Origin of the sequence: Microbacterium gorillae, assembly GCF_050990725.1 — a bacterium.
Lineage (GTDB): Bacteria > Actinomycetota > Actinomycetes > Actinomycetales > Microbacteriaceae > Microbacterium > Microbacterium gorillae_A.
Genome location: NZ_CP158844.1, coordinates 2,862,317 through 2,882,714, shown reverse-complemented (window position 1 = coordinate 2,882,714; position 20,398 = coordinate 2,862,317). Strand labels below are relative to the sequence as shown.

22 protein-coding genes are annotated in these 20,398 nt (G+C 67.6%); 15 read left to right on the top strand and 7 right to left on the bottom strand.

The genetic code is table 11. The features are described 5' to 3' along the window. Nucleotides 1-28 precede the first annotated feature (28 nt). Entirely contained in the window at nucleotides 29-640 is a 612-nt protein-coding gene (locus ABTV68_RS13340) for a helix-turn-helix domain-containing protein (RefSeq protein ID WP_433674191.1), read from the top strand. 13 nt (nucleotides 641-653) lie between these two features. On the opposite strand, the gene ABTV68_RS13335 is transcribed toward ABTV68_RS13340, so the two are convergent. After that, nucleotides 654-1,367 (bottom strand): ArsR/SmtB family transcription factor, encoded by a 714-nt coding sequence (locus ABTV68_RS13335; protein WP_433674190.1) that lies wholly within the window; start codon nucleotides 1,365-1,367, stop codon nucleotides 654-656. A gap of 64 nt (nucleotides 1,368-1,431) precedes the next feature. Here ABTV68_RS13335 and ABTV68_RS13330 point away from each other — a divergent pair, with 64 nt between their 5' ends. Genes ABTV68_RS13330 through ABTV68_RS13320 form a run of 3 tightly spaced genes read left to right on the top strand, consistent with a single transcriptional unit; the run spans nucleotide 1,432 to nucleotide 2,898 of the window. Then, a complete protein-coding gene (locus tag ABTV68_RS13330) occupies nucleotides 1,432-2,034 on the top strand; it encodes a flavin reductase family protein (RefSeq protein WP_433674189.1) in 603 nt (200 codons plus the stop codon). A gap of 37 nt (nucleotides 2,035-2,071) precedes the next feature. Beyond that, on the top strand, nucleotides 2,072-2,365 hold the full coding sequence (locus ABTV68_RS13325; RefSeq protein ID WP_433674188.1) for an SDR family NAD(P)-dependent oxidoreductase: 294 nt from the start codon (nucleotides 2,072-2,074) through the stop codon (nucleotides 2,363-2,365). After that, on the top strand, nucleotides 2,362-2,898 hold the full coding sequence (locus ABTV68_RS13320; protein WP_433677612.1) for an SDR family NAD(P)-dependent oxidoreductase: 537 nt from the start codon (nucleotides 2,362-2,364) through the stop codon (nucleotides 2,896-2,898). The genes ABTV68_RS13325 and ABTV68_RS13320 overlap by 4 nt, the downstream gene beginning before the upstream one ends. 13 nt (nucleotides 2,899-2,911) lie before the next feature. Here ABTV68_RS13320 and ABTV68_RS13315 read toward each other — a convergent pair whose 3' ends face one another. Then, the gene (locus tag ABTV68_RS13315) at nucleotides 2,912-3,871 is read right to left on the bottom strand and encodes an NAD(P)-dependent alcohol dehydrogenase (protein WP_433674187.1); all 960 of its coding nucleotides are present in this window, start codon (nucleotides 3,869-3,871) and stop codon (nucleotides 2,912-2,914) included. A gap of 71 nt (nucleotides 3,872-3,942) precedes the next feature. Here ABTV68_RS13315 and ABTV68_RS13310 point away from each other — a divergent pair, with 71 nt between their 5' ends. The 5 genes from ABTV68_RS13310 to ABTV68_RS13290 all read left to right on the top strand — a co-directional run bounded on the left by ABTV68_RS13310 (nucleotide 3,943) and on the right by ABTV68_RS13290 (nucleotide 10,083). Then, a complete protein-coding gene (locus ABTV68_RS13310) occupies nucleotides 3,943-4,599 on the top strand; it encodes a TetR/AcrR family transcriptional regulator (RefSeq protein ID WP_433674186.1) in 657 nt (218 codons plus the stop codon). A 78-nt stretch (nucleotides 4,600-4,677) separates the two neighbouring features. Continuing rightward, on the top strand, nucleotides 4,678-6,057 hold the full coding sequence (locus tag ABTV68_RS13305) for a DUF6138 family protein (protein ID WP_433674185.1): 1,380 nt from the start codon (nucleotides 4,678-4,680) through the stop codon (nucleotides 6,055-6,057). Continuing rightward, nucleotides 6,047-6,634 carry an immunity 22 family protein gene (locus ABTV68_RS13300; RefSeq protein WP_433674184.1) on the top strand — a complete coding sequence of 196 codons (588 nt, stop codon included), beginning with the start codon at nucleotides 6,047-6,049 and terminating at the stop codon, nucleotides 6,632-6,634. Before ABTV68_RS13305 ends, ABTV68_RS13300 begins: the two co-directional genes overlap by 11 nt. A 67-nt stretch (nucleotides 6,635-6,701) precedes the next feature. Further along, a complete protein-coding gene (locus ABTV68_RS13295) occupies nucleotides 6,702-7,760 on the top strand; it encodes an ankyrin repeat domain-containing protein (RefSeq protein WP_433674183.1) in 1,059 nt (352 codons plus the stop codon). A 691-nt stretch (nucleotides 7,761-8,451) separates the two neighbouring features. Continuing rightward, nucleotides 8,452-10,083 (top strand): DUF222 domain-containing protein, encoded by a 1,632-nt coding sequence (locus tag ABTV68_RS13290; RefSeq protein WP_433674182.1) that lies wholly within the window; start codon nucleotides 8,452-8,454, stop codon nucleotides 10,081-10,083. On the opposite strand, the gene ABTV68_RS13285 is transcribed toward ABTV68_RS13290, so the two are convergent. After that, on the bottom strand, nucleotides 10,080-10,571 hold the full coding sequence (locus ABTV68_RS13285) for an N-acetyltransferase family protein (RefSeq protein ID WP_433674181.1): 492 nt from the start codon (nucleotides 10,569-10,571) through the stop codon (nucleotides 10,080-10,082). The genes ABTV68_RS13290 and ABTV68_RS13285 overlap by 4 nt on opposite strands. 292 nt (nucleotides 10,572-10,863) lie before the next feature. Between ABTV68_RS13285 and ABTV68_RS13280 the strand changes: the two genes are divergently transcribed. From ABTV68_RS13280 to ABTV68_RS13270, 3 genes are read left to right on the top strand one after another with little or no spacing between them, the layout of a single operon-like run. Continuing rightward, entirely contained in the window at nucleotides 10,864-11,262 is a 399-nt protein-coding gene (locus ABTV68_RS13280; protein WP_433674180.1) for a hypothetical protein, read from the top strand. 8 nt (nucleotides 11,263-11,270) lie between these two features. After that, entirely contained in the window at nucleotides 11,271-11,948 is a 678-nt protein-coding gene (locus ABTV68_RS13275; protein WP_433674179.1) for a hypothetical protein, read from the top strand. A 60-nt stretch (nucleotides 11,949-12,008) separates the two neighbouring features. Beyond that, nucleotides 12,009-12,365, top strand: a complete 357-nt coding sequence (locus ABTV68_RS13270) for a hypothetical protein (RefSeq protein WP_433674178.1) — start codon at nucleotides 12,009-12,011, stop codon at nucleotides 12,363-12,365. Between the two features lie 304 nt (nucleotides 12,366-12,669). Here the strand turns inward: ABTV68_RS13270 and ABTV68_RS13265 are convergent, their stop codons facing one another. Next, a complete protein-coding gene (locus ABTV68_RS13265) occupies nucleotides 12,670-13,305 on the bottom strand; it encodes a TetR/AcrR family transcriptional regulator (protein WP_433674177.1) in 636 nt (211 codons plus the stop codon). A 108-nt stretch (nucleotides 13,306-13,413) separates the two neighbouring features. On the opposite strand from ABTV68_RS13265, the gene ABTV68_RS13260 reads away from it, so the two are divergent. Beyond that, a complete protein-coding gene (locus ABTV68_RS13260; protein ID WP_433674175.1) occupies nucleotides 13,414-14,199 on the top strand; it encodes an SDR family NAD(P)-dependent oxidoreductase in 786 nt (261 codons plus the stop codon). A gap of 43 nt (nucleotides 14,200-14,242) precedes the next feature. Here the strand turns inward: ABTV68_RS13260 and ABTV68_RS13255 are convergent, their stop codons facing one another. Both ABTV68_RS13255 and ABTV68_RS13250 read right to left on the bottom strand, forming a co-directional pair. Further along, the gene (locus ABTV68_RS13255) at nucleotides 14,243-14,530 is read right to left on the bottom strand and encodes a hypothetical protein (protein ID WP_433674174.1); all 288 of its coding nucleotides are present in this window, start codon (nucleotides 14,528-14,530) and stop codon (nucleotides 14,243-14,245) included. Nucleotides 14,531-14,633: 103 nt separating this feature from the next. Beyond that, nucleotides 14,634-15,599 (bottom strand): DNA topoisomerase IB, encoded by a 966-nt coding sequence (locus ABTV68_RS13250; RefSeq protein WP_433674173.1) that lies wholly within the window; start codon nucleotides 15,597-15,599, stop codon nucleotides 14,634-14,636. 184 nt (nucleotides 15,600-15,783) lie between these two features. Here ABTV68_RS13250 and ABTV68_RS13245 point away from each other — a divergent pair, with 184 nt between their 5' ends. Together ABTV68_RS13245 and ABTV68_RS13240 are read left to right on the top strand one after the other, a co-directional pair. Next, nucleotides 15,784-16,713 (top strand): diacylglycerol/lipid kinase family protein, encoded by a 930-nt coding sequence (locus ABTV68_RS13245; protein WP_433674172.1) that lies wholly within the window; start codon nucleotides 15,784-15,786, stop codon nucleotides 16,711-16,713. A gap of 141 nt (nucleotides 16,714-16,854) precedes the next feature. Continuing rightward, nucleotides 16,855-18,132, top strand: coding sequence for an LCP family protein (locus tag ABTV68_RS13240; RefSeq protein ID WP_433674171.1), 1,278 nt, complete (start codon nucleotides 16,855-16,857; stop codon nucleotides 18,130-18,132). A 35-nt stretch (nucleotides 18,133-18,167) separates the two neighbouring features. On the opposite strand, the gene ABTV68_RS13235 is transcribed toward ABTV68_RS13240, so the two are convergent. Then, on the bottom strand, nucleotides 18,168-20,366 hold the full coding sequence (locus ABTV68_RS13235; protein WP_433674170.1) for an MMPL family transporter: 2,199 nt from the start codon (nucleotides 20,364-20,366) through the stop codon (nucleotides 18,168-18,170). Nucleotides 20,367-20,398: the final 32 nt, after the last annotated feature.

Sequence of the window (20,398 nt, the reverse complement as noted above, 5' to 3'; positions counted from 1 at the left end):
AACGCAAACATGCTTGCAGTAATCGCAAATGACTGGTGTACTCACCCTCGTGGACGCGAATCAAGAATTGACCGCAGCGCTGGAGGGCATCGGGCCGCGACTGCAGCAGATCCGTGCCCGGCGAGGGCTGACACTCGCTGAGGTTGGCGAGATGGCGGGGACGTCGGCGAGCACCATCTCACGATTGGAGAGTGGGCAGCGACGAGCAAGCCTGGAGCTGCTGTTTCCCCTGGCGCGGGCGTATGGGCTCAGCCTGGACGAGCTCGTCGGTGCGCCGGAGTTCGGAGACCCGCGCGTGCAACTACGACCGCGGACACGAAACGGCCGCGTTGTCATTCCGCTCACTCGCAATCCCGGCGGCGTTCAAGCCTGGAAAGTCGTGCTGCCCGTTGAGGCCGCACCAGGGACTCTGCGCACCCACGACGGCTCGGAGTGGATGTATGTGCTCACGGGCAGGGTGCGTCTGATCGTGGGCGGGCGGGACCTCGTGCTCGGGGCGGGCGAGGTCGCGGAGTTCGACACGCGGGTGCCGCACTGGTTCGGCAGCATCGGTCCGGAGGCTGCCGAGATCCTCAGCCTCTTCGACCGAAACGGGACCCGCGTTCACATCGCGGAGGACGCCGCCGAGGGTGAGGACTGAGGAGCGCGGAGGCTCAGGAACCGACGGCACCGGGCTGAGCCAGATCGAAATGCTCCGCGAGTGCGTCCCGCCCGGCCGGTGTGACGCGGATCGCACGGGACGATGCGTCGCCGCTGACCCAGCCGTTCTCCCGAAACGCCCGCAGGAGGACAGCGCCAAGCACGCCGGCGAGGTGATCACGGCGCTCCGTCCAATCGAGGCACAACAGCACCTGCGGACGTCGAGTTTTGGCCCACGAATCGGACTCGATGCCCAGCCGCGCGCACGCTGCCTCCCCGCGCTCTGTCAGACGGGGGGAGGCCGTCACATCGACATAGCCGCGATCAACGAAGGTCTTGCAGAGGCTGACGCCCAAGCTTCCGGCGAGGTGGTCGTAGCAGGTGCGTGCCGCACGAAGACGCTGATCCTTCTCAACCTCCCGCAGCGAAGACGACGGTGCCGCCATCGGGGTGGCGGACGCGAGCTGTTCGATCAGCGCGGCCGTCTGCGCATCCGCCAGCCGCAGATAGCGGTGCCGGCCCTGGTGGCGTTCCTCCACCAGCCCAGCGGCGACCAGCTGGTGAAGGTGCTCCGTGGCCGTCGATCGGGCGATGCCCGCGGCGACTGCAAGTTCGGTCGCGGTCCACGCGCGCCCGTCCAGCATCCCGAGCAGCATCGTCGCGCGACTCGGGTCGGCGATGACCGCGGCCACTCTCGCCAGCGCCTCTCCGTTGGACCGATCCGTCATGAAACCAGTGTCGCGCGAGAATCGTTCGGTCGCCGCCGAACAGATCGCGGGCGACGATGAAGGCATGCGACACCACCGAACCATCACGCCAACGGTGCTCTACTTCGGCACGCCTGTCGCGGTGGTCTCCACCGTGAATGCGGACGGAACGACGAATCTGGCACCGATCTCGTCCTACTGGGCGCTCGATGACCTCCTCGTGCTCGGCCTCGGCGCGACGGGGCACACCGTGGCGAACCTGCGTGCGCGGCCGGATCTGGTGATCAACCTGCCCGATGACTCGCAGTGGCGGGAGATCGAGATGCTGGGACGAACGACGGGAGCTTCACCCGTACCCGCTGATAAGCCGGCCAACGTGACGCATGTTCGCGACAAGTTCGATGCGGTCGGATGGCAGCCGATCGCCTCGACCACCGGTGCCGCCGCACGGGTATCCGAGCTACCCGTGCACATCGAGGCCCGCGCGACCCACATCCATGACGAGCACGGGGGACTGGCGGTCGTCCACGCGCGATCGACAGCGGTGCACGTCGATGATCCCCTCGCCGTCGCTGATACGTCCCACATCGATCCGAGCCGGTGGCGGCCGTTGATCTACAGCTTCCGCCACTACTACGGCCTGGGGGAGCGGCGCGGGATTGCGCAGCGGGCGGAGGTTCAGCGGTAGTCGGCTGTTTCGATCCCGCAGGGCATAGTGTTCACGCATGACTGATGTCGCACTGATCACCGGAACCTCCTCGGGCATGGGCCTGCACGCCGCCGTGCAACTCGCTCGTCGCGGGCTTCACGTCGTCGCCACGATGCGTGATGTGAGTCGAGCTGCTCCGCTGAAAGATGCCGCAGCTGCCGCGGGAGTGGACGTCGATGTCCGGGCTCTCGACGTCATCGACCACGCGGCCGCGGCCCGCCTCGTCGCCGAGATCGAGGCGGAGTTCGGCGGCATCGAGGTGCTCGTGAATAACGCGGGGCAGGGTCCGTCGGGACGGCTGAGCAGCTGACGATCGAACAGATTCAGGACCAGCTCGACGTCAACTACCTCGCACCGGTGAACCTCACCAAGCTGGTGCTGCCCGGAATGCGTGAGCGCGGGAGCGGCCGGATCCTCACGGTGACCAGCGTGGGCGGCGCGGTGGGTCAGCCGTTCGCCGACGCGTACTGCGGCGCGAAGTTCGCCGTCGAAGGTTTCATGCAGTCGCTCGCGGTGGTCGCCGAGCGGTTCGGCGTTCGGGTGAGCGTGATGGAGCCGGCCGCCGTCGCGAGTGCTTTCGTCGCCAACGCCGTTCGTCCCGAGGGGACGGGACCCTACGCGGACCTGCTCGACGCCTACATCGCCCGAACCGCTGGTGCTTTCGCGAACGCGCAGACACCCGAATCCGCGGGAGCCGCGATCGCCGATGCGGCGCTCGCGGACGAGTATCGCTTCCGGTGGCAGAGTTCGGAGGGTGCCACGGCGTTCGTGGGAGCCTCGCTCGCCGATACCGACGGCAGCAGGGTGCTGGGATTCACGCGTCCGTGGATCGCCGCCGGCTGAGGCGACCCCTTCGCTACATCGTGACGACAAGGTTGCCGACCTTGCGCCCGGTGTCGATGCGCCGGTGAGCCTCGGGCAGCGCGTCGAGGCCGCCGACGACCTCGGTCAGGGGATCGAACTCTCCCTGCGCAACGAGGTCGAGAATCGTTGCGAAGTCCTCGCGACGTTCGGGGATCGGTCCGGCGATGACGCGCCCGCGAGCGGTCGCCGTGTCCCACAGCCCGGCGACCGCGAGGATCACGGGGCCGGTCGGGGCCGCGAGTCGGAGGCCATCCGCGCGACGCAGGTTGCCGACGGCATCGAGTACGACGTCGAAGCGCTGCGGCAGTGCCTCGACGGGCGTCTCGCGGTAGTCGATGGTCTCGGCGGCCCCGAGGCGCCTGAGCAGTTCATGGTTCGGCGTCGTGCTGAGCGCTGTCACGGTGGCCCCGACGCGCGCGGCGAGCTGAATCGCGGCGGTTCCCACCGAACCTGATCCGCCGTTCACCAGCAGTGTCTGACCTTCCCGGATCCGCGCGCGATGGACGAGGAAGCTGAGCGCCGTGCTGCCGCCGAACAGAGCGGCCGCGGCGTCCGAAGTCGTCACCCGTTCCGGGATCGTCGCGGCAGCGGTTGCGCGCACCGCCACATACTCGGCGTGCGCACCCAACCGAGCCCCGGTCAGCCCCGCGACGCGCTGACCGACCGCGAGATCATCGACGCCGTCACCGCGGGATGCGACTTCGCCCGCGAAGACGACACCGGGAACCTTCCGCCGCGGGCCGCGGACGCCGATCGCCAAGCGCGCGGGGAACGCGAACCCGCGCGGGAATCGGCCGGCCCGCAGACGCGCATCGCCGGACGTGACGGCGGCTGCCTCGACACGCACCAGCACCTCGCCCGCCCGAGGTGTCGGTATCGGTGCGGTCGTGACGCGCACGGTTTCCGGTGGTCCGTATCGGTCGACGATCGCTGCCCGCATCTGTCCGTTCATGATTCCCCTTACGCCTGTAAGTTTGCGGAATCAGAGTAACCTTACGAGCGTAAGTTGGACAAGGGGGAACGATGAACGTGCGGGAGCCACTCAGCGAACACCGCATCGTCGAGGCAGCCGCACGCGTTGCTGATCTAGGCGGGGTTGGCGCGATCAGCATGCGCAACGTGGGGCGCGAGCTCGGGGTGGAAGCGATGTCGCTCTACCATCACGTCGCGAGCAAGGAGGCCCTGCTCGATGCGCTGGTCGACTGGGTCTTCGCGCAGATCGAGCTGCCCACGCCCGAGATGTCGTGGCGGACGGGGATGCGTGTGCAAGCTCGCTCTGCCCGGAGAGTGCTCGTCGAGCATTCGTGGGCGTTGACGCTCGTCGAATCACGTTCCCGACCGGGGCCCGCCGTGCTCCGGCATCACGACGCGGTGATCGGATGCCTGCTCAGCGGCGGTTTCTCCCTCGACCTCGTGGCGCAGGCGTTCTCCGTGCTCGACGCCTACGTCTACGGCTTCGCGCTCACGGAGCGCAATCTCCCGTTCGATCCGACCTCGACGGACGGCGCCGTGGACCTCGCGGCGGAGATGCTGCCGGCGCTTGCCGCCTACCCGCACCTCGCCGAACTCGCCGTGCACCTGACCGGAGCGGGGGAGTACTCCTTCTCCGCGCAGTTCGAGGAGGGGCTCGACCTCATCCTTGATCAGCTGGAGATGCGGGCGCGGGAAGCACAGGCGTAGCAGCGTCGGAGGCCGCCGCTACGCTGTTGCCACGTCCGTGGTCGCCCGATGACGCGGACCCGAATGCGAAGGATCGCTATGGCTCGTGACTGGTTGATCCTGGAAGACGCCCAGCGCGATGCTGGGGTGAGCGCGCTGTTTGATCGCATCGTCGCGCAGGTGGACGCGGGCGAGCTGACCCCACGCGACGTCGACACCACGTATCCACGCGGGTTCGTGGCGGACGGGCGGAAGATCCTCGGCTCAGCCCTGATGGACTATGGGCTGCGTCGGCGCGTGGCCAGCGAGTTCGACGCGGCAGAGGCGCGGGACTTCACGGAGCGGATGCGCGGCCTGCTCGGCTGGGATGAGATCAGCTACACCCTGCGCCTGTGGGCCGAATCCCGACTGCGTGACCCCTACTTCGTCAATGAGAGCAGCGAGTGGGACCAGAACTGGGTGCTGCGCACGGATGCGGATCCCACCCTCGTGCCGGCGGAGTTTCTCGTGTTCGCGTGCTACATCGCGATCGGGGAGCTCAAGTACGGGCCGAGCTATGCCCACGTCTCAGCCAACCGGATCTTCGACTGGGTGACCAGTCTGGGATCGGACCTGCCCGCGCGGCTGCGAAAAAGCGGAACAGGAGAGCTGCCGAAGGAGCTCGCCGAGTTCCGTGGCGACGGCGTCTCGGCCAAGGCGAACGACGCGCTCGCGGTGGTGCGGATCGTCGTGAGAGAGGAGTCTGAGCGGGCGTACGCGCAGGCGCTGGACTACCTCACCCGACTCCTCGCCACCAGCGACTTCCCAAGCACCTACGCCATCGAGTTTCGCGGCCCCACGAAGGCGTACCTTCCGATTCCCGGGCTGCCGAAGAAGGGCGTGCACCAGCTTTTCGCAAGTGCCGTGGCGTACCCCGCGCTGCATCCACTGCTCGAGCAGTACGCGCGTGCGGCGATGCAGGAGTACAGCTGGTATCAGAACCTGGACGATGTGAACTGTGCGATGCCCGGGACGTTCGCCGTGTTCGCGCTGGCGTTCGCTGGGGCCCAGCACGCGCCCCTCGTGCTGGATTATCTCGCCCTCGTCGATGGCGAGCACCAGTCGATGCACGGACCTTTCATCGAGGCGTACATCGACGCTCAGGGGTTCACGCCGGAGGCGCTGGCGTACCTGATCGCCGTCGCCGGCAACATCCAGCATCTGCGGCATCGCAAGATCTACCCCGCACTGATCGCCGACCGCGTTTCGCTGGAGACGCTGCTTCACCTCCGCGCGACGCGTGAGGGAACGGCGCCCTCGTCGATTTTGGCGCTGCGCGCCAACCTGATCGGCGACACTCGAGACGACCCCGGTTTCCGCGCAGCGCGGTATGCCATCTGGGGAGCGCGTGCGGAGCAGGAGCGGGGGAAGCGTGTCATCGCTTCCGCACCGGAAGAACTGCGCGCACTGTATGAGGAGATCTTCACCGATGCACGCTGAGCGGTCGTACAGCGAGGAGTTTCGTCGCGCGCTCGTTCGAGAGGCGCTGACCCGCACCCCGACGGGCGGGTTTCCGGAGTTGGAGAGGCGCGAGGGCCTCAAGCCCGGCACACTGTTCGACTGGGTCGAGGAGCTCGGTCCCACCTGGGAGGCGCCGTTCTCGTCGCTGCACTTCTGGATCGGACGAACCGAGCAGACCGAAGGCGAGTTCTGGCGCTACTTCGATCACGCTGAGAGCTACTGGGATCTCGAGGTCGAGGAGGTGGAGGCGGCGGAGCAGGACGTCACCGGCTGCGGCTTCTGCATCGACACGGAGATGAAGTTCCTCTATGACGAGGATCTGCTCCAGGTGATCTGGTTCGACGATCCCGTTCCGGTGCGAACGGCGATCGACGAAAGCACGATCGATTCCGGTGCTGCAACTGACGCGGTGGTGGCGGCATGCGAAGCACGAGGCATCACAACAGCGAACGCCGCATTCGTCTACGCCGATCCGAGCTTCGTGGTCCCCGATGCCGCTCGTCTCTTCAACGGACTGCCGTATCTCGGGAAGTTCGGTGCCAAGAGCGCCGGTTGACGGGCGTCGGGATGTCTGACCCCCTCGGTATCCTTCCCCTACCTGTTCGACCGGTGTGAGGAGCATGATGGCGAAGCGCAAGACCCTGCCGAAGGACTTTGACGACCTGCTCTCGTCGGCCACCATCGCCGAGCTCATCGCCGTGTTCGATAAGACGCTGATCGATGCCCGCGGCGGATACGCGAAGGGAACGGCGATCGGGTTCGTCGACTGTCCGGATGACCTGGTTCGCTGGCTCGTGGAGCACGGGCTCGACGTCGATGCCGCAGACTCGTACGATCGCTCGCCGCTGTGGGAGCGCGCCGCCCTCGGCCGTGACGCCCAGATTCCGCTGCTGCTCTCTCTGGGGGCGGATGTGCATCGTCCCGACCGGTACGGCGACACACCGCTGCACGCGGCGGTGGGCAATCAGCGACTCGCTGCAACGCGCGTCCTGCTCAGCCACGGAGCCGACCCGTATCGCACGAACGAGCGAGGCGCCACGCCTCTCTTGCATGGCCTGCGGCGTACGGCGAACATCGGGATCGGCGCGATGGCGGAAATCGCCCGACTCCTCCTCGACGCCGGGGTGCCGGTCACCGACGAGGAACGGGCACAGGTCACGCGAATCGGCGAGGGCTTCGAGTTCCACCGCGAGGGGTTCAATCGCGACTTCCTGCCGGAGGTCGATGCCGGGCTGACGACGCTGTACGAGCTCTTCGACGTCGAGCCGGTGCCGCGCCGAAACATGCATGACGGCGTCTCACCGATCATCGTGCCCGACGGGCGCTGGCAGGAACAGTACGAGGCGCTGTGGCAGCTCCTGGTGCCATCGTCCGGACCAGCGCAGACGCTGCAGGGAGAACTCGTGCGCATCAGCGGCAAGCTCTCGCGGGAGATCCTGGACAATGGAAGCCCGAACTGGGGGCCGGATTTCCGGCAGATGCTGCAGGCGATCCCCGTCGGTCTCGCGTCAGGTGTGGCGCTGTCCGAGGACGAGATCCACGAGGCGCGTCGGCTGGCTCATGAACTTCGGGGTGGAAACGACGACGGCGACGGCGTGACGCGACTCAGCGAACTCGTCGTGGCGTGGGTGCGGCAGAACCCGACGCCGATCCCGTTGGGGGCCGTCGACTACGACCGGTGAGGGGGCGACCAGCGGGGGACGGTCGTAGCCGGCTCGACGTTGGGAGGCTCGGCCGTTGCCGGTTGGCGCGCGAATGCCGCGGGTGCTTCCCCTGCGGAGGCCGCGATGGTTGCGGCGTGGGTATGGTCCCGCCGGTGGTGTCCACCGAGGGCGACATCCGCCGGCGACGAACTCAGATGGCGGCCGTTGAGTGGATGCGGCCGCCCAGCATGGCTGCCGAACGGGTCACGAAGAAGGCAACGAAGCGAGATGTCTCGCGACTGCTCGACAACGTGAAGGAGCGCCCAACGCCCATCGCTGAGTCGGGGAATCCAGAGCTGAGGCTACCTCGGCCGCGATCACGCCTCACCAGGGATGACAGCGAGGACACCTTCTCGCTGGAGCGTCACGTATCGACGTCGCGGGTGTTCGTGTGTCGGCCCCTACGTCCCCGATCTCACGGACATCTCATCTGTTTCTCACCCAAATCAGTCGAACATAGATTCGAATAATGAGACAATGGAGCATGACCATTTCAGCGGCATTGCCTCGACCGGGGGAGGACATCGTGGGTGCTCTCATGGTTGTTGATGTGTCGGGAATGGTGTCAAAGATGTCGGTACCTCGAGTGGGGTTTGCGGCGGGCGCTGGCACCTCCACTCCGGGCGCAGAGGGTGGGGCTGGTGCGCTGGCCGGGTCCGAGGTGTGTGGCGTGCCCGACGAGGTTGGTGAGCGCGAAGCGGAGTTGGCGGGGTTGTTGGGGCAGGCTCGTCGGTTGCAGCGGGTGACCGCGATGCTCGCGGGGGTGCAGGCGTCGTTGTGGTCGCGTGTGTTGGCGTGGGCGATGGATGAGGGCACGTCGGTGCCGGGGTCTTCGGTGCCGGGGTCTTCGGTGCCGTCCTCTTCGTCGTCGGTGGAGTTGGCGGTGCGTTCGGTGGCGGCGGAGTTCGGTGCCGCGTTGAATTTGAGTGATCAGCAGGTGCAGCGTCAGTTCAATGATGCGTACACGCTAGTGACGTGTTTCCCGGTGACGCATGCTGCGTTGGATGGTGGGTCGATCACGGCCGCGCACGCACGGGTGATCACGCGCGCAGGCGCCGGGATCACGGATGACACGGCTCGGGGCGTGTATGAGGCGGAAGCTGTCGTGCTGGCGCAGTCGACGACGCCGTGGCGGTTGAAGGGCATGCTCGACACGGTCGCCGAGAAGGTGATGCCGGTGTCGATGGATGAGCGTCATCGTGAGGCACGCAAACAACGCTGTATCACGGTGACGGATGAGGGTGACGGGATGTCGAACCTGTCGGTGTTCTTGCCGACGCTGCTCGCACATGGTGCTGTCGATCGCATCATGAGCATGGCCCGCACCATCAAGCACGAACCCGACACCGCCACCACGGACGACGCGAATCCCGCGGGAGCGCACAGCGCGACTAGTACGACCAGGGGGTTTGATCCGTCCGGCGGGTCTGATCCGTCCGGCGGGTCCGATCCGTCCGGCGGGTCCGATCCGTCCGGCGGGTCCGATCCATCCGGCGTGGGCTGGGCGACCAGCGCGACCGGGGCGACCAGCGGGACCCGTATGACTGGTCAGCCCGACGCGACCTACGCGCTCGGCATGATCGACGCGCCGGACGTGACCGGGGCGAGTGGTGTGACCTACGCGGCCGGTGGATCTCGAGGCGGTGGGGATGCGCGGACGTTGTCGCAGATCGCGGTTGATGTGCTGTGTGATCTGCTGCTCGGTGCGGCACCGTCGGCGGTGTCGGACGCGGTCGCCGCGATCCGCGGGCGGGTGCAGGTGACCGTGCCGGTGACCACTCTCGCCGGCGTCACCGATACTGGCGCAATGATCGTGGGTGTCGGTCCGGTGGATGCAGAGAGTGTTCGGATCCTTGCCGCGCACCAGCCCGGCTGGGATCGCCTCATGACCGACGCGGTCACCGGTGATCTCATGGCGGTGGATCGGTACACCCCGTCCGCGGGGATGCGACGTTTCCTCGCCGCACGTGACGAGCACTGCCGCTTCCCCGGATGCCGCCGGCCCGTGCACCAGTGTGACCTTGATCACACGCTGGCGTGGGAAGACGGCGGCGAGACGTGTATCGACAATCTCGCTCACCTGTGTCGTCGTCATCATGTTTTGAAGCACAATTCGGCGTGGACGGTGGAGAATCTCGGCGGTGGGGTCCTGCGCTGGACCAGCCCCCTTGGCTACGAGTACATCGACACCCCACCACGCAACAGCGTGATCTTCACCCCGACAACGCTGGACGACCCCTCGCCAGCACTGGACACGGGTGGGTCCCAGCGCATACCGCCAGACACTTCACCACCCTTCTAGCGCAGAGCGAATCCCTCCCAGAAGGCGGGTTCCGTCCCGTTCGGCGAGGGCAGCGTGAATCGCTCCATGAGATCGTCGCGGCCCTCGAAGCGCCACCCGAGCGCCGAGAAGAAGCCGAAGGCCGCTGCATTGTCGGGATCGACGTAGGCCACCCACTGCCGTGCTGCGGGGTGTCCGGGCCAGCGCAGCGCCGCGGCCAGCGCGCTGCGACCCCATCCCTCGCCCCGCCGAGCGGGATGGATTGCGACGTCGGTGACGCCGTGTTCCGCGCCGGCCGGATCCCACACGCACCCGATCAGCGCAACAGGCGCGTCGGCGGGCACCGCGACGAGCTCGATGCCTCCACGATCGGCCAACACATGGTCTCGCCAGTCGGTATCCACGGGTCCGAGCTCGTCGTTCAGCACCGGATCCTGGAACCACTGCTGGATCCAGTCCCAGTCCGAAGCGACCATCGGGCGGACCGTCACGGCAGGACTCGGCGTCATAGCGACCACCTTACGGACGCGGCCGGACGCGAGACTGGGAGCTCGGCTCGGCGGCCCGTTCTGAGACAGTGGCAAGTGGTCTGCCGCCGATGACCCACGCGGGCCGCGCTACTGCTGTCGCGTTCGTCCCGTCCCTGCGGGCGCCGGCACTCCGCCCCACGCCCACTCCCGGCTTCTCAAGGCGCCGGCGGGTAGTCTGCCACCGATGACCAATACGTTCTGCACGGCCACCGCCACCCGTCTTGTTCCCACCGACGGCTCGTTGCTGGCGGCGCACCTGAGAACCAGGATCATGACTGACACATCGTCCGGCTCGCTGTCGTTTCGCACGGTGTTCGGTGGTCCAAGAATCCCCGGCGCGTTCGTCGAGGAGCTGAAGGGAATGCAGCATGAACTCCGAGCCCTCAGTTGGGACTACACCTACGACATCTTCGTCACGGTCGGCGGCGACCTCACGGTCGTCGACGAGCCCACGCGCCTCGTGCGACCGCGCATCTCGGTGACCAAGCACCTCGCCACCGGCGAGATCCGCATCAACAGCACCGACGTGATGGCATTCCCAGATCCGCGCACGGTGCTTCGCCCGGCCCTGCACAACGGCATGTCCGAGCTCATCGACCGCGCCGCCGCCCGTGACGGATCGTTCGATCCCAGCGGCGACCGAAATCGACTCGCCACCATTGAGAATTGATCGGAAACATGACTCGTCCGGACTTCGTCACGTACGACGGGTTGCCCGCGGCATCCGGCGGGGCACATGCGCTTCGTATGCGTCGACCCGCCGCCGCCTACGAGCGTGTGGACGCGTTCGTCACGCAGTGCACGCTGCCAGAGGGCGACACGTCATTCGTGTTTCGGCTGTGGGCAGGGGGAACTGCAGACCGCACCGCACGGTGGCAGGAATGGGCGACCGCCGTCCTGGGTGGCGTTCGTCGGACCCAGCCCAGCTATCGCGAATGGAACGTCCGTGCGGACGACGTTGTGACCGTCCTTGAGGAACTGGCGACCGCGGACGCGGAAGACGTGACTCGGCATGGCGGATCGCTCGTCGCCCTGTCGCGCAGCACCGCGGTGCGTCTACGGGATCCGGCGACCGGAGAAGCCTACGTCGATGTGGACGCGGCTGCGTCCGGCGGCTTCGCCGCGGACGGTTACGGGAGAGTCCTCGGCGCCTCCGGCGTTCGCGCGACGTTCGGTTCGGCAGCCTCCACGATCTCGCTCTGGCTCAGCTTTCCGGGTGATGAGCGACTGGCATCGGCAGCGGGTCATGTCCAGGCACACGCACCAGTGCGACTGTCGGCGAAACACTGGCGTCGATGGTCACCCACCCGCGGGGACGGTTACCGATCCGCGCGGATCTCCTCACCCCTCGCATAGCCGAGGACCCAAGCCACCGCACGGCAGGCGCGGTGGCGCAGCTCTCGAAAGGACCACCGCATGGGCACCATCAACACCTGCTTCGCCGCCCCCGACGATGCGACCGCGGCAGCGGCAGTGGATGAAGGACCCGTGTCATTCGCGCCCGTGCTGGATGCGGTGGAGGCGACCGTCCAGGGCGGCACCCTTTTCGCTCTCCTCACCGAGCAGAGCTATGAGGAGGCGATCACCGACCGCTCCTGGGCGCGACTGATCACCGAGCCAGATCATGAATCCGCCTGGATCGTCTCGCTGCCTGGGGAGTTCTGGGGCGGCGAGGATCCTGCCGAGCTGCTTGAGATGCTTCGCGAGTGGCGCATGCTGGCCCGGACCGCGCGAGAGCGCGGCGAGAACATGTACTGCCGGATGAGTCTCTGACGCAGCGGGAGTTCCTCGGGTCCGAGTGGCTCGTCTCCTGTGGGGTGGCGGTGGCTGCTGTCCGGTTATGCCGGCGGTCGGTTCCGTGGAGGCGGTGACGGCTCGTTGGCTGGGGGTGTGGCTGGTGTCTCCGCGGGCGTGACGCGCGTCTGGGCGCTCTTCTGCTGTGCGGGTCGGTGGTTGCCGTGCACTCCGGTTGCGCCGGCGGTCAGTTCCGTGGAGGCGGTGACGGCCCGTTGGCTGGGGGTGTGGCTGGTGTCTCCGCGGGCGTGACGCGCGTCTGGGCGCTCTTCTGCTGTGCGGGTCAGTGGTTGCCGTGCAGTCCGGTTACGCCGGCGGTCAGTTCCGTGAAGGCCGTCACGGCCAGCTGGGCCGGTGGTGTTCCCGCCGCGTCGTCCGAGGACCAGGATTCGAGGCTGAGGCGGATCGCGGCCGTGGCAGCGGCGGCGAGCAAGCGAGCCGCGGTGAGATCGTGGCCGGCGGGGGATTCTGACGTGCCGAGCCGCGTGGCGATCACGGATGCGAGGAGCCGCTCGGAGTCCGCGTTCACCCGTTGCCACACCGCCCACAGCGCGGAATCCTGCAGCGTCGAACGCAGCAGTCCGCGAGTGAGCGAGACGGCGGGATCTTTCGTATCCGCCAGGGGCGTCAGAACCTTCTCGATGGTGCGCGCGATCGAGTCTCGGACGTCCGGATCGTCAGCGTCTTCAATGGCGGCCCGCCAGGCCGCAGCCCCGACGCTCAACAGCGGCGCGACGGCATCCTCTTTCGTGGGGAAGTAGCGGTAGTAGGTGCGCGGGGAAACGCCGGCGGCCGCTGCGATCTCCTCCACGGTGACCGTCTTCGCATCTCGCTCGCCGAACAAGCGAGCAGCAGCCTCGGCGATCTCCAGCTGGGTGGCCAGACGACGCCTCTCGGTCAACGTGGGCGCGGAATCCATGTTCTCAGCCTACGAGGGAACAACGAGTGTAGTGTCACGGTTGGACTATGTGGCACGATCTGCCAAGCTGACACGTCGTGCAGTCTCTCACCGAGCGAAAGGTTGAACATGAACCGCTATGAAGGTCGTCGTGCGCTGGTCACCGGCGGAGGGTCCGGCATTGGACAGGCCACCGTGCTGCGCATGCTGTCCGAGGGAGGCCGCGTCGTCGCGGCCGATGTGTCCGAGGCGGGACTCGCCGACACGGTGGCGAAGGCCGGCGACGCAGCCGAGCGCCTGCACACCGTGGTCGTCAACATCGCCGACGAAGGGTCGGTACAGGCCGCCGTGGCAGATGCTGTCGCATGGCTGGGTGGCCTCGACGCGCTCGTCAACGCGGCCGGCATCCTGCGCTCGTCCCACACGCACGAGACCACCCTGGAGTCGTTCGAGCAGGTGCTGCGCATCAACCTGGTCGGCACGTTCCTGATGATCCGCGAATCGATCCCCGCGCTGCTGGAAGGAAACGGCGCGGCCGTGGTCAACTTCAGTTCCACGTCGGCGATGTTCGCCCACCCGTACATGGCTGCTTACGCCGCGAGCAAGGGTGGCGTGCAGTCGATGACGCACGCTCTGGCCGCCGAGTACGCGAAGCAGGGCATCCGCTTCACCGCCGTGCAGCCGGGCTCGATCTCGTCGGGCATGACGGACGGATCCGGTGCGAGCAAGCAGAGCCAGGGGCCGGGCCTGCCGGACGACGCCGACATGATGCTGTTCATGAAGCTGCAGCCGGCGCTCGGGACCGGATTCGCCGGACCCGAGACCGTGGCCGGCGTGGTCGCGATGCTCGCAAGCGACGACGGAAAGTTCATCACGGGCACCGAGGTGCGTATCGACGGCGGCACGCACTTCTGAGCCGGTCGGGGTGTGCGAGGCGAGATCTCGCACACCCCTCCGCTCATCGTGAGGCGCCGTCGTCGAGCGGGTCGTCGCCGTCATCGACGCCGAGCCCGAGCGCCTCAGCAACGTCCGCGCGGTCCGCCTCCTGCCGTTCGGATCCGGCCGGAGCCTGATCCATCAGGAACGCGCGGTCGTCATTGGGGTCCCCGGAACCGCCGTCCGCCGATTCCTCGTCGTCGGCCTCGCTTCCGTCCGTGGTTGCGCCGTCCAGTGCGTCCGCCATCAGCGGGTCGGTCTCGCCGGCCTCTCCACCAACCGGGAACACGGGGTTCGTCTGATCTTCCATTTCGTCCTCCTGTCGGCTGCGGTGCAGCGTTCAGGTGACCGTATGTGGGTGCCCCGCCACTGGGGACGGGATTGACGGAGCGACTCTGGCGCGCTAGGCGAGCTCAGGCGCTTTCAGCCCACTCGACATCGTGCAACATGTCTCGCAACTGCGACTCCACGCTGCGACCGGTGAGCTGCACCACGCGTCCCTGATCGAAGAGTTCCAGCAGGCGAGGATCGATGTAGCTGGACCGCGCGACCGCGGGGGTGTTGCCGAGAGCGGCCGCCGTTTCACGCACCGCTTCCACGACGGCGTGCTTTCGGGCCCGCTCATCCGGCTGCACTCCGGCGCGGGCCAACGCCGCCGCGGCGAGCACGGTGCCGTGAATGGTCCGAAAGTCCTTCGCCGTGAAATCCCCACCGGTGCGAGCTTTGAGATCGTCGTTGATATCGGGAGCGTGCACGGGACGATAGCCACGACCGGCACGCCAGGCGAGCAGCCGCGCTCGCGGTCCCCGTGTCAGGAGCTCCTCCAGAACCGTGGCCAGGTCGGGGTCGGAGATGTGCGATTCCCAGGGGATCCCGCTCTTGCCCCGGAACGCGAGAGTGACGACGCCGTCGGCCACCTGAACGTGCCGGCAGCGGAGGGTGGCGAGGCCGATGCTGCCGTGCTCGCGGGCATAAGCCTCCGACCCGATCCGCAGATACCCGGTGTCGAGCATCCGGATTCCGGCGGCCAGCACGGTCGGGCGTTCCAGACCCGGCGCGCGCAGATCCCGCGTGACGGAGCGGCGGAGTGCGGGGAGAGCATCGGCGAGGTCGAGTGCCCGGTCGAACTTCTCTTGCGACGCCTGCTGAGTCCAGGACTCGTGATGCCGGTACTGAGTTCGACCCGCCGCGTCCACACCCGTCACCTGGAGGTCTGAGTCGGGATCGGGGCTGATCCACACGTCGCGCCACATCGGGGGGATCGCCAGTGCGCGAATGCGACTGAGGACCACGTCGTCGCTGATTCGTCGTCCGTGTTCGTCCCGATACTCGAAGCCGCGCCCGCGCCGAATCCGCCGCCAGCCCGCACGCTCCGTCATGTCGCCATGCACTCATATGCAGGGTGCAGATGTCAACCGGAAGAAGACCGGTCGCAAGCTGGGGCGCGCCTGTGAGACGCGAAGAGCGTGCTCCCCCTCGACGTGTGCATGATGCCATCACGGCGAAGTTCCGGCACGATGGGGTGGTGGCGGATCATCACGCCTGCGGAGGAAGGGGACGGCTATGAGCGAGAACACGGCGATCGTGTGGAACCCCTCCAAGACCACGCGGGAGGCCCTCGAAGCGGCACTGCCGGAGGACGTTGAGGTCTCCTGGTTCGAGACCACCGAGGACGACCCGGGTCGCGGCGCGACGGAGAGCGCGCTGGCCGCGGGAGCCGAACTCATCCTTGCGGCGGGCGGCGATGGAACCATCCGCGCCGTGGCCGAGTACCTGGCCGAGACCGGAGCCTCCGCTGATCTCGGGATCGTGCCGTTGGGAACGGGCAACCTGCTGGCGCGGAATCTCGGGGTCCCGCTGAACAACATCTCCGCAGCCGTCTCGCGCGCGTTCGAGAACCAGACGACGACGATCGACATCGGCTGGGCCGATGTTCACCTGTCCGGTGAGGTGAAAAGCCGAGCCTTCGCGGTGATGGCCGGCTTCGGCATCGACGCTCACATGATCACCGAGACCAACGACGACTTGAAGGACCGTGCGGGGTGGCTCGCCTACGTCGAATCACTGGGCCGCGCCCTCTCCGCGAGTGGCGTGATCGACATTCGGCTCAGCGTGGACGGCGAAGACGCGGTGGAGGACCGGGCGCACACGCTGTTGGTGGGAAACTGCGGCATGCTGCAGGGCGGGATCGCGCTGCTGCCTGACGCAGACCCCTCGGACGGTGCGCTCGACCTGCTCGTGCTGCAGGCGGACGGCGTCGCGGGCTGGCTCGACACCATGCGCAACATGATGTGGGACCACGGGATCAAGCGGCTGTTCGCCCCCGACGCGGCATCCGATGACGCCGGGAGCGCCAGCACCATCCGCGGGCGGCTGACAACGCTCACCGTCGATCTGGCCGAGCCCCGCATGTTCGAGGTCGATGGCGACACGGTGGGCGAGGCCACGCGCGTGGAGATCCGCGTTCAGCCCGCGGCGCTGCGCGTGCGCTGAGCACGACGCTGCATCGTCACGGTCAGCGCAGCCGTGGGCATCGGCTGAGGGTTTCGTGGGAGCGAGCGTGGCGGGCCAGCGGGCCGCAGGTTCGTATCGGACACTGACGGTTCCCCGATGGACCCGACGGAAGCAGGAAACATGCGGCGTCCGCAGCACCCGACACGCAGCCCACAACCGGACGACACGGTCGAGTACGCGGAAGGCCCGCGCGCGTCCGCACGTGCCGATGCGGCGCGGCGACGGAAGTACCGTCGTCGGCGCATCGGAGTAGCGTTCGCGGTGGTCGCCGTCCTGGTGATCGCGGCCGGCGGCATCTATGTCGCAACGCTGTTCGCCCGCGTCTCCGACAACATCGCGGCGAACATCGTGGAGCGTCCGGACGGTGCGGCCGTCGAGATCCCGGACTGGAACGGGCCGGTCAATCTGCTCATCATGGGCTCCGACACCCGCGCTGATCTCACCAGCGGCACCTACGGCGATGACGACGTCGAGGGGTCGCGATCGGACACCCTCATGCTGCTGCATGTGAACGCCGCGCACACGGATGCCACCCTGGTAAGCATCCCTCGCGACACCATGACGGCGCGGCCCGAGTGCACGTACCCGGACGGTTCCACCTCCGATGCCCAGGACGTCGCGCAGATCAACGGCGCCTTCGATGTGGGCCCGTTCTGCACGCTCGACACCGTGCGAGAGATGACCGGGATCGACGTGGATCACTTCGTCGTCGTCAACTTCGACGGTTTCATCGACATCACCAACGCGGTGGGCGGAGTGGACGTGTGTCTGGCCGAGCCCGTGTCGGATCCCGACTCCCAGCTCTTCCTCGAGGCCGGTCCCCACACCATCCAGGGGGCGGAGGCCCTCGCGTTCGTCCGCACCCGCTACGGCATCGGTGACGGTTCCGACCTTGGTCGAATCCACACCCAGCAGGTCTATCTGTCTGCGCTCGCTCGCAAGGTGAAGAGCGCGGGGACCCTCGCGAACCCGGTCGCGCTGTTCAACCTCGCCGATGCTGCAACGCGTTCGATCCAGGTCGACTCCGGTCTCAGCGACACCAGCACGCTGGTCGGGCTCGCGAGCACGCTCGCGACAGTGGATCTCGGCAACATGACGCTGTTGCAGATGCCGGCCGAGGACTATCCGGAAGACACCAATCGGGTGCAGCCGTCGCCCGAGGCGGAGACCCTGTGGGCCGCGCTTCGCGCCGATCAACCGGTGCGGCTGGGCGTCTCCGATGCCGTGGTTCCAGAACCGGGGGATGACGCGGCAGACGGGGGTGAGGGTGAGGCTGACGGGGGCGAGACGACGACGGCACCCGAGACGGATGCGACACCGGCGACAGATCCCGCCGTGACCCTCGGTCCTGACGTGCGCGGTCAGACGGCTGACAACGCCACCTGCGCCGGCGGCTGACGCCGCACCTTTCCTATCCCCGCTCCGCGGGGTTACTAGCGCCGCGTCTCCTCGTTCCGACGGGAGAGCTTCGACGGCCACCAGATGACGCGACCGAGGTCGTACGTGAGCGCGGGCACCAGCAGCGATCGGACCACGAACGTGTCCAGCAGCACACCGAACGCGACGATGAACGCGAGTTGTACCAGGAACAGGATCGGGATCACCGACAGCGCCGCGAACGTCGCGGCCAGGACGAGACCGGCCGACGTGATCACGCCTCCGGTGATCGCCAATCCCCGCATCGCCCCGTCCCGCGTGCCGTGCTTGAGCGACTCCTCGCGCACACGCGTCATCAGGAAGATGTTGTAGTCGATGCCCAGCGCCACGAGGAAGACGAAGCCATACAGCGGGACGGCGGGGTCGGCTCCGGGGAACTGGAAGATCCCGTTGAACACGAGGGCGGACACACCCAGCGCAGTGCCGAAGGAGAGCACCGTGGTCACGATGAGGAGCACCGGCGCCAGCACGGAACGCAGCAGCAGCATGAGGATCAGCATGATCACCACAAGGATCAGCGGAATGATCAGGTTGCGATCGTGGATCGAGGCGTCGTTGGTGTCCACCGCCGTGGCGGTGACGCCACCCACGAGGGCATCGAGTCCGTCCACCGTCTCGAGCTGCACCCGCAGGTCGCGCACGGTGGCTGCGGCCGCATCGGAGTCCGCCGCGTCGGTGAGGGTGGCCTGCAGCAGCACATCGCCGTCCACGACGGTGGGCTCCGGAGCGGGCGTCCCGGGGGCGCCGACGGCCTGGATGCCATCCGCGGTGACGGGGGCCGAGCCGCTGGGAGAGTCGCTGGCGGTCACGCTCACCGACTCAACACCGTCGCTGGCGAGGAGGACGTCCGCCGCCTGCTGCAGCGATCCCTCGGGCACCACGACATAGGCGGGGCTTCCCGAGCCGCCGGGGAAGTGCTCGCCCAGCGCCACCTGGCCGTCGCGAGCCTGCGAGGTGCCGATCACGAGGTCGGACTGCGGAACCCCCGATGCGTTCAGCTGGGTGACCCCGACGGTTCCGGCCAGCAGCACCACCGTGGTGAGGACCCAGATCAGGCGCGGGCGACGACGGATGACCTGAGCCAGCTTCGCCCACACGCCGCGCGCGGGCATGCCGTCCTCTGCGGCGACCACCTCCGGCTCGAACTTCGGACGTCGCGGCCAGAACGCCGCCCGTCCGAACAGGAGCAGCAGCGAGGGCAGCAGGGTGAGCGCCGCGAGCATCGCGAACACGATACCGATGGAGGCCACAGGGCCCAGCGTGCTGTTCGATTTCAGGTCGCTGAGCAGGAGGCACAGCAGACCCGCGATCACGGTGCCGCCGGAGGCGACGATCGGCTCGAACGAGCCCTTCCATGCGGTCATCACCGCGGCGCCCTTGTCGTGCGTGACCCGCAGCTCCTCGCGGAAGCGCGAGACGAACAGCAGCGAGTAGTCGGTCGCCGCACCGATCACCAGGATGAACAGGATGCCCTGGGTCTGCCCGCTGAGCAGGAGGACCCCCGCCTTCGCGAGCCACCACACGGTGAGCAGCGCCACGCAGAGGGCGAACAGGCTCGTGGAGAGCACCACCACCGGCAGGAGCAGGGATCGGTAAACGAGAACCAGGATCACGAGCACCGCCAGCAGCGCGACGCCCAAGAGCAGGCCGTCGATTCCCGCGAAGCCGGCAACCAGGTCGGCGCTGAATCCAGCGGGTCCGGTGATGTAGACGGTCACGCCTGCGGGAGCCGCCTCACGCAGCTGTTCGCCGAGCGCGTCCACCGTGTCGCCGAGGTCGGCGTCGCTGGAGATGGGGATGAAGGCCTGCATCGCGCGGCCGTCCTCGGACAATAGCGCCGGCGACACCTCGGCGCTGACGCCCTCGGTGTCGGGAGCGGCGGTCACCGCGTCGGCGATCGCCGTCTTCTGATCGTCTGTGAGCTCGGCATCGCCGACGAACACGGCGATGGCCGGGATCGCCTCGCTGTCGTTGAAGTCACCGAGGAGCGCCTGCACTTCGGTGGCTTCGGCGGAGGCCGGAAGATACGTGGTCTGGTCGTTCGAGGAGACTTCGGAGACTTTGCCGAACAGCGGTCCGCCGAGGCCGGCGGCAACGAGCCACGCGAGGATGAGCACGACGGGGAGGAAGACGCGCAGCCACGAGCGGCGATGCCGCTCGTGCGTCCGGTGCGGGGCGGAAGTGGGTTCTGACATGGTGACCTTTTCTGGGGAGATCGGGGCGGATC